The sequence below is a fragment of the Pedobacter sp. 01N416 genome, assembly GCF_056399685.1.
In genome coordinates this window covers 1-8,716 of the sequence record NZ_JBFTRT010000438.1, presented here as the reverse complement: position 1 = coordinate 8,716, position 8,716 = coordinate 1, and the positions used below count along the sequence as shown (strand labels likewise).

6 protein-coding genes are annotated in these 8,716 nt (G+C 35.6%); all 6 read right to left on the bottom strand.

The window, feature by feature from the left end; translation table 11 throughout:
• Positions 1-1,115: FG-GAP repeat domain-containing protein (locus AC1DND_RS20860; RefSeq protein WP_477584556.1), on the bottom strand; the 1,115-nt coding region annotated here is incomplete at its 3' end.
• Between the two features lie 53 nt (positions 1,116-1,168).
• The gene (locus tag AC1DND_RS20855) at positions 1,169-2,503 is read right to left on the bottom strand and encodes a cytochrome c (protein ID WP_477584555.1); all 1,335 of its coding nucleotides are present in this window, start codon (positions 2,501-2,503) and stop codon (positions 1,169-1,171) included.
• The gene (locus AC1DND_RS20850; protein ID WP_477584554.1) at positions 2,503-3,090 is read right to left on the bottom strand and encodes a redoxin domain-containing protein; all 588 of its coding nucleotides are present in this window, start codon (positions 3,088-3,090) and stop codon (positions 2,503-2,505) included. Before AC1DND_RS20850 ends, AC1DND_RS20855 begins: the two co-directional genes overlap by 1 nt.
• 58 nt (positions 3,091-3,148) lie before the next feature.
• Positions 3,149-4,663 carry a SusD/RagB family nutrient-binding outer membrane lipoprotein gene (locus tag AC1DND_RS20845; protein WP_477584553.1) on the bottom strand — a complete coding sequence of 505 codons (1,515 nt, stop codon included), beginning with the start codon at positions 4,661-4,663 and terminating at the stop codon, positions 3,149-3,151.
• Positions 4,664-4,682: 19 nt separating this feature from the next.
• Entirely contained in the window at positions 4,683-8,030 is a 3,348-nt protein-coding gene (locus tag AC1DND_RS20840) for a SusC/RagA family TonB-linked outer membrane protein (protein ID WP_477584552.1), read from the bottom strand.
• A gap of 139 nt (positions 8,031-8,169) precedes the next feature.
• Positions 8,170-8,716: ROK family protein (locus tag AC1DND_RS20835; protein ID WP_477584551.1), on the bottom strand; the 547-nt coding region annotated here is incomplete at its 5' end.

The following is an 8,716-nucleotide window of genomic DNA, read 5'->3' as shown; positions in this document are numbered from 1 at the left end:
CCATCTTCTCCTAATCCCTGATTTAAGTGCAGCATATTTCTCATCTGCTGATTATAATATCCACTATCCAGTAATAAGTGATATTGGTCATACTCATCTGGTCCTTTAAGTAGCTTTTGCCTATGATTATCTTCGGGCAACATATCAAGCGTGATGATATCGGGTTTACCATCATTGTTATAATCGGCGATATCAGAACCCATTGAATACTTTGAAATGTGCTTGATAGATTTCCGGATACTTTCAGAAAAAGTGCCATTTTTATTGTTGATATAAAGGCAATCTTGTTCAGTATAATCACTTGAAGTATAAATATCTGGCCAGCCATCATTATTTAAATCGCTTACCGCTACGTTTAGGCCAAAATTTAAGGCATTATTTATAATCCCCGAGGTTAACGTAACATCTACAAAATGGGGTTGATTGTTTTTAGAATCATTTCTAAATAAACGATTCCCATATTTCATATTTGGGGTAGATCGTACTTTTTTAGTATTTAAAAAAGGTTTATAAGTTTGGTTTGAATGATTTAGCAAAAACATGTCTAAATCACCATCTTTATCGTAATCAAAAAAAACTGCTTGTGTAGATTGGGTTCCTATTGCATCAAGGCCGTAAACCTCTGCCATGTTTTTAAAAACAGGCATATCGCCTTTTATTCCCTGGTTAATAAATAATTCATTTTTGAGTTTACTGTCAGGAAATTTTCCGGAATGACTTACATATATATCGGGTAACCCATCTGCATTTACATCAGCAATACATACCCCTGTTCCCCAGGTACCATTTCCTCTTACACCTGCTTTATTCGTAATATCTTCAAATTTTAAATTTCCTTTGTTAAGGTATAATTTATGATCTGATGCATTTGATGAAAAAAAAATGTCTGACAAACCATCGCCATTAAAGTCGGCTACCCCAACTCCTGATCCGTTATACAAATATTCATAGTTCATAACGTGTAATGAATCCGTTTCAATTACTCTATTTACAAAACTGATATTTGTTTCCTTTGCCGGTAATAACGTAAATAAAGGCTGTTGTGCATTAGCGTTGTTAACAACAGCAGCTTGCATTGAGAAAAAAAGTGCGGATAGCCATATTCTTATTTTCATGGTACTTTTTATTAAATCAAGCTAAAATTAATTACACAATTGGTGGTAAGCCTTTATTTTAATTGTATTTGTTCGTCATTTTCTTTGTAGGGCAAAAACACAAGTAACATGGTCAACATCTCATCGGTAGATTTCATATCATTGGCCGAATAAACATTTCGGGGCGGGCTGCTTGGATTGTTAGGATTACTCGTTGTATTATCATAAGTACCCTCTATTGTTAATATAGAGCCCTTAGGAATTTTTACTAAATTTTTAAATTGATAAATTTCCTGCCATCTAAAATCCCAGGATGGAATTGAAACGAGTTGTATGGTGTCTTTCTTAGGCGTTACTGCGTATGATTTGAATATCTTACCCAAGTAATGCATATGCGGCCATATATATAATAAAGATTGATCTTGCGGTGTTGTGATTTTTAGTTCGAACTTTCTTACTGACTCAGCTGGGATAAAAAAGTAAGGCTCGATAGATTTTTCGCCTACACCGGCGGAGCCTAAACTAATTACCTCAACTTTTCGCCCAATTGGTGTTTTTTTGAAAAAGAAATTTACTCCTGAAATATTCTCTTCCTCCTTTGAAACCGGAGCAAAGTGTACAGTTAATAATATAACGCCCCGTTTAGGCATTACCCAACCAAAATTATTTGGATAAGATTCATAAGAGGTTCCTGGGATCCATCCTCCGTAATAGGTCATGTTTTTTTTAAAAGGAAAATACTGCGAGTATTTAGTCCGATCATCTTCTGTTAAATTTAAAAAATCGGCTCCCTGGTTAATATCAATATCATCTGCTACAGGATGAATAGCAAAGTTGGCATGATGTACTACTTTTTTATTGGACGAAAAAAACTCCATTGCTTCTACATTTTTTTCTACACCAATATCAAAAGGAATTTTAAAAACAATAAACCGCTCCTTATTATCGCCTAAAACTTTATATGGTTTATTTGTTTTTAAAACAAGATCGGGTTTCCTGAGATACTGAGTACCATCTATATATGTTTTAACTGCTTTTTTGGGCATTTCGCTAATATCGCCCATCGGCATTTTCTCGTCAACCCATTTGGCTATAGTTAGTTTTTCTTCATTCGTTAATGATCTATCATTTTTAAATAGTCTGTAGTGGTTATCTGGCTTCCATGGTGGCATGTAACCAGATTGGGTTACCTTTTTAATAAAAGAGCCCCTTTTTGCAACATCCTCGTAGGTTAATAAAGCAAATGGAGCAGCTTCTCCTGGCCTGTGACAGGGCTGGCACTTATTTTGAATAATGTATGCAACATCTTTATAGTAAGTTACCTTTTGGGCACTTACATGAGGTATGCAAATGAATATCCCAAGTATAATGGTAATAATTTTTAATAATACTAAAGATTTTGAATTCATTATATGTCGTTAATTAAGCACCCTATAGGAATCGTTTTTTTAAATGTTTGTTTGCCGTTTAAAAGGTCTTTTATAGCTTGTTCAAGATATTTTTCTGTAATTACCAAACGTTTCTGTCCGAGTGAGGAAGACCAGTTATCGATTAATCCACTATAGGTTATTGCGCCCATTTTATTGATTAAAAAAACTTCAGGCGTGGTGGTTGCACCTAAATATTTTGATAATCGTTTGTCTTTGTCTGTTAAAAGATCGAAGTTGATACCATATTCATTTTTAAGTTCGTTTATTTCTTTTATGGAATAACTGGTACCTGGGATTATTCCGTAAAAATTGATGCTTTTATTCGCATTTTGAAGTTTTACCAAGCCTGGTAAATAATTTTTGCATAATGGGCATTCGGGGCTTAAAAATACAATGACTGTTGTTTTGTTTAAATTAATTCGACTTTCTTTACCTGTTAAATTGATTAATTTAATCGCATTTATTTTTGCAGGGGATATTAAATTTTCCTGAGCTTTTATAAAAACAGGAAAAATAACGATAGCGAGTAAAAAACTGAATCGAATAAAAATATTAGAAAATTTCATTGCTTTTAATTAAAAAGAACCCTTAGTAAAATGACTAAGGGTTCTTTTAATTTAGTGATTATTTTTTATCCCACCAAACACGGCCAAAAGGATCATTTGGTCCGGCACCAAAATCAGGGTTTTTAGCCATTTCAGCAATCGCAGCTTGCTGATTTGCATAGTTTAAATTGGTAGTACTTAACAAGTCTATACCAGCTCTACGAGCTAATGGTAATACACTTCCATTACCTTTTAATTCCGACCATGCTAAAACCGAGGTAGTGTTCGGGAAGCCAGTTCTTTTCCACCAGGCCCATGCTTCTAATGGTTGTCTATAAAGATCAAGATAAGCCTGACAAGCGATTTGATCAGTTGCCTTAGTTGCATCGTATTTAATACCAACTGTGTTATAGTAGGTATCAATAGCCGGAGTAGTCACTGCATTAAAGTTAGATACTTTGGCATCAACAGCCCTATCGCTATAGAATTGAACTGATGCATAAACTCCATTTTTATACCATGTTTCAGCCACATCTGTAGTGACACCACGGGCTGCAAGATCTGCACGTAGAAAGCAATATTCTGCATAAGTTAAAACAGGGTAAAATCCTTTGCCTGTACCAGCACCTAAGCCATCGGCTTCGTTATAATTAGGTGTAAATAACCTGTGTTGCAACTGTGATAAATTATTTATAGATGCATATAATGGTACATTTGCAGGTAATTTTGCATCGTCTGGACTAGTAAAACTTCCTACATAATTTCCTGCTGCGTTTGGACGATAGAAGGCCGATAATCTAGGGTCGCCTTTTGTAACCATAAAATCTAATACAGGTTTACCTGCTGCGAAATTCGACGGACTAAAGTTTCCACCACCATCTGCATAAGATGGGCCAACCTTAAGCATCCATGAATCGTTAACATTTGCCATCTGCACTGGATCTGCTAAAACTTCGGTAGCAATTGCTTTCATTTTAGTTGGATCAACTTTTATTAAGCGAATAGCTATTTTCAGACGTAAAGCGTTTGCTGCTTTAGCCCAAAGTGTTGCATCACCATTGAAATAGGGATCATTTCCGGCAAGACTGATCTGACCTGCTGGTGTGGTTTTCAAAGTAGCTACAGCTGCTTTCAATTCCGCATCAACTTTTGCAAATACTGCTTGTTGAGTATCATATGCTGGAGTTGTGGTACCCCCATACCTCGCTTGAAAAGCTCTTGCATTTTTATCTGCATCAGGCATTTGTTCGATATTTTTTATAGCATCGATTAAGGCCGGGCCTAATCTGCCGTAAAATATTTTACCGTAACGGGTATTGAATTGTGAACCAACATTGTTAAAATTCAATCCATTTCCTGTACTTAAGGTAGCGTATTGCATCCATAGATTGGCTGCGCGATAAACATCGGCAAAATACTCGAAATCATCTTGCGAACCCACTGCCGCACGAAGAAACTGATCTTCAGGTTTAACCTCGTATAAGGTCGTAGGGTTCAAATTTGCTTCTACAAAGCTTTCCTTTTTACAACCGCCCACTACAAGCAAAGCTGAAACCATCAGGAAATATATTTTTGTTTTATTTATAGTCTTCATATCTGTATTTTTTAAATAATTAGAACGATGCCCTAACATTAAAACCTAAACTTCTAACCAAAGGCCAGCCACCATATTCAGCAAAAGCACCTGCTCTATTGCTAAAAATACTTTCAGGATTAATACCATCCTTAGCCGTTTTATACAAATAGGCTAGATTTCTACCTGTTAAGTTTAAACTTAAAGTATTTATTTTCAATTTACTTAAATATTTGCTAGGCACGGTGTATCCTACAGTTACTTCGCGAAGCGCCACCCAAGAATTTTCAAATACCGAATACTCTCTGATACCACTAGACCATTGACTTAAATTTTCATAATATGCATAAGCTGGTATTGGTTTTAATAAACCTTGTTTAACAGCATCTGCATAGGTCATTCCACCTAAATCTACTCCATTGGCTTTTAATCCATCATTCAATACACCATCAGGAATAATACCATCATGCTGTACTACGCCGTTTGCATCGGTATAAGTTACACCACCTGAGCCTTCATCCCTACCAAAAAGTGAATTGGCAAACGAACCGTTAGCTGATCCATATTGATGGGTTCCAGAGGCCATTAAACCACCAATTTTAGCATCAATTTGAAAACTTAATGTAAAGTTTTTATAAGATAATTCTTGTCTGGTACTGGCAAGATATTTCTCCATCATAGTACCTAAATTTTTCTTTGTACCATCATAATCCTGCGATCTTACATAGGTGTAATAACCACCGGTAGTTCCATAACCAGTATTACCTAATACTTTTTTACCATTATTTGGACTGGCAATTGGATTACCGCTTGCATCTTTCTTTTGATAATATGAATAACCATATCCAGTAATCAATGAACCATATTGTTCGCCTACTCTGGCTACTGAAGTGATGTCGTTACCAAAAGCTAAATCCAGGTCGTAATTTTCAACACCAGGTGCCAATTCCAATATTTTGTTGCGGTTCCGCGTAAAAGTAACTGAAGCATTCCAATTAAAATCTTTTGATACGATTGGTTTTCCAGTAACCAAGATCTCGATACCTTGATTTTGGATATTACCCGCATTTAAAGCTTGTGAACTCACTCCAGACTCTTGTGGTAATGCAAAACTTAAAATTTGATTATAAGAATTTTTCTTATAATAAGCAAAATCAATGTTGATACGGTTTTTTAAGAAACCTAAATTGGTTCCAATTTCAAGTTCCTTGGTTAACTCATTCTTTAAATTGTTGTTTTTAAGAATATTGTCGCTAAACCCATAAACCGACTGGTTACCACCATTCGCATTACTGAAAGTACCATCTTGTAATCTATAGTAGCCGGCTGTATTAGTATATTGTGGCTGAGCCGATAAACCTGTGTAAGAATATGATGCTCTTAACTTACCAAAAGATAATATCGAATTATCTTTGAATGCAGGTAATTCTGTGAATATCCATGCCAAACCTACACTTGGATAGAAGTACGAATAATTACCATGGCCGTCTTTATAGGTTAATGCCGATGACCAGTCATTTCTTCCACTAAAATTTAAAGTTAACATGTTTTTCCAGGTAATATCACCATACAAATAAACCGCATCAGTACGTTCACCTAAATTTGGATAGGCAGTTGTTGATGCTGGATTAATTGAGTTCCCAATAGAGTATACATCAGGAATTTTAAGCCCGCCATTGGTATAAGATCTGTTATAAAATGCAGAATTACCAAGATTTTTTTGATAAGTTTCCCCACCTAATGAAGCATTTAATTCAAAATCGTTTGATAATTGTTTTGTTGCATTTAATAAACCCTGAATACGATAAGATTTATTGGTATTTTGTGTTATCTCATAATCGCCACCTGAAAAGGCTACACCAGCTCCTCTATTTTTTCTTTCATAAGCAATATTATAAAAGTTAGTATTGGTTCTTACCAAAGCAGAAAGCCATGGAAGGATTTTGATATTTACGTCAATATTGGCCAATAAATTATTTTCTTTTTGCGTTCTGTTATCATTTTGAAGTCCATAGGCAAATGATCCTATACCATAAGGGTCATAAAGATTACGATTGCTGGAACCTAAAGCACCACCAGTTACCGGGTTGATATTGTTATCAATATAAGCACTTAAATCAACGTTTCTAGGCTTATAATACGTAAATGCAAATAATGGGTTATTGGCACTTCCTTGTCTTGCCGGATTCAATGAATTCGACATCGTATAATTTACACTCGCATCAACAGAAATTGATTTTGAAATTACCCTGGTCACTCTAAGCGCAAATGCATCTCTTTTTAAGTTATTACCGGGTAAAACACTTGAATTATATAAATTGGTATAAGCTAAACGATAAGTTGTGTTTTCATTTGCACCTTCAACTGATACATTGGTATTGATGAATTTTCCGGTATTAAAATAATCTAATGGATTATTGGCTACCCATGGCCTAACTACCCCATCTAAATCTTTAACCATTCTTCCATCCAATTTAGGGCCAAAAGAATATCCACCTACATAATAACCGGCCTGCTGATCAACAACATCCATCCCATTTGCATCTTTTGCAAAAACAGGTGAAATTCCACCTCCATACTCATTTTGAAGATCTACAAATTTATAAGCATCGTCAAAAGAACTGGTTTGTGAAACAGTTACACCTAAACCTTTGGTAGTTTTACCTTTTTTTGACGTAATAAGGAGTACACCACCAGCTGCTTTAGATCCATATAGTGCCGAAGCTGCAGCTCCTTTTAACACACTAATGCTTTCTATATCATCAGAATTAATATTTTTCATGATATTACCAAAATCTGCGGCATCACCCCATGAATCTGCTCCAGAGGTGCCAGGTTCTAACAATATACCGTCATAAACCACCAAAGGTTGTGTATTTGAACTTAACGATGAATTACCTCTGATTCTTATTCTGGAAGAAGAAGAAGGACCACTGGCACCTTGATTGATCATAACCCCTGCTACTTTACCCTGTAAAGCATTTACCACATTGGCGTTATTTGCTTGTGCTAATTCTGCTCCACCAACAGCTGTTGCAGAATAACTTAGTCTTTTAACTTCTTTTTTAACACCAAAACCAGTAACAATAACTTCATTTAGTGATTTGGAATCATCGTGCATTACAATAGCCAGATTTGATGAGGCAGCAACTTCTTGAGTGACTAAACCAATAGATTTAAAAATCAATCTAGCGCCATCTTTTACCGTAAGGGTAAATCTACCTTCGGCGTTGGTAGAAGTTCCATTTTGAGTTCCCTTTTCGAGAACACTCACCCCAGGAATGGGATCACCGGACGCGTCTTTAACGGTACCAGTAATATTCTTCTGTGCAAAAGCGGTTATTGTTAAAAAACATAACAATAGCACACTTAGACACTTTAAGTACATTTTTTTCATAATTTTATTTGTTTAGTTGATATTAGTTTGAAATAATTCGGGACTTGGTTGAGGATCATTTTTTCATTTATGCATACAGTTCGCTTATTAGTTAAAAACTTGTTTAATTCTTTATTCAATTGAAATTAGCTTAATCAAATAAGCTATTTTCGACCATCAAACTGGCGGCAGCCAATAATTCAGCCTCATCACTTAAACTAGAGCATTTAATTTCTGTTTGTTCGGCTACCCGAGGTATACAAAACTCGTTAATTGCCTGTTGTATTGGCGGCAGAAGCATTTTTCCAGCTTTTGCACCACGGCCACTTAATACAATCCGTTCAGGATTCATAATATGGATTAAAGTTGCCAATCCTTTACCAATCTGAAATGCGGCATCAGCTAAAATAGAAATAGCAACAGGGTCTTGTTTTACAACTGCATTCAAGAAATGATCTACATGGCTTTTACTTTTATCATTAAAAAGCGTTCTTAAACTTGTTTCTTCTCCATTTTTTACCGCTGTTTCTGCTTTTTGAACCATCACCAAAAGAGACGTTTCCACTTCAAGGCATCCCCGCTTACCACAAGAGCACAAGGTATTGGAATTAGATAAAGGGATATGGCTAAATTCGCCAGCATAACCGCTACTCCCCCGGTATAATTTGCCATTAATAATCATCCCTAAACCTGTGCCC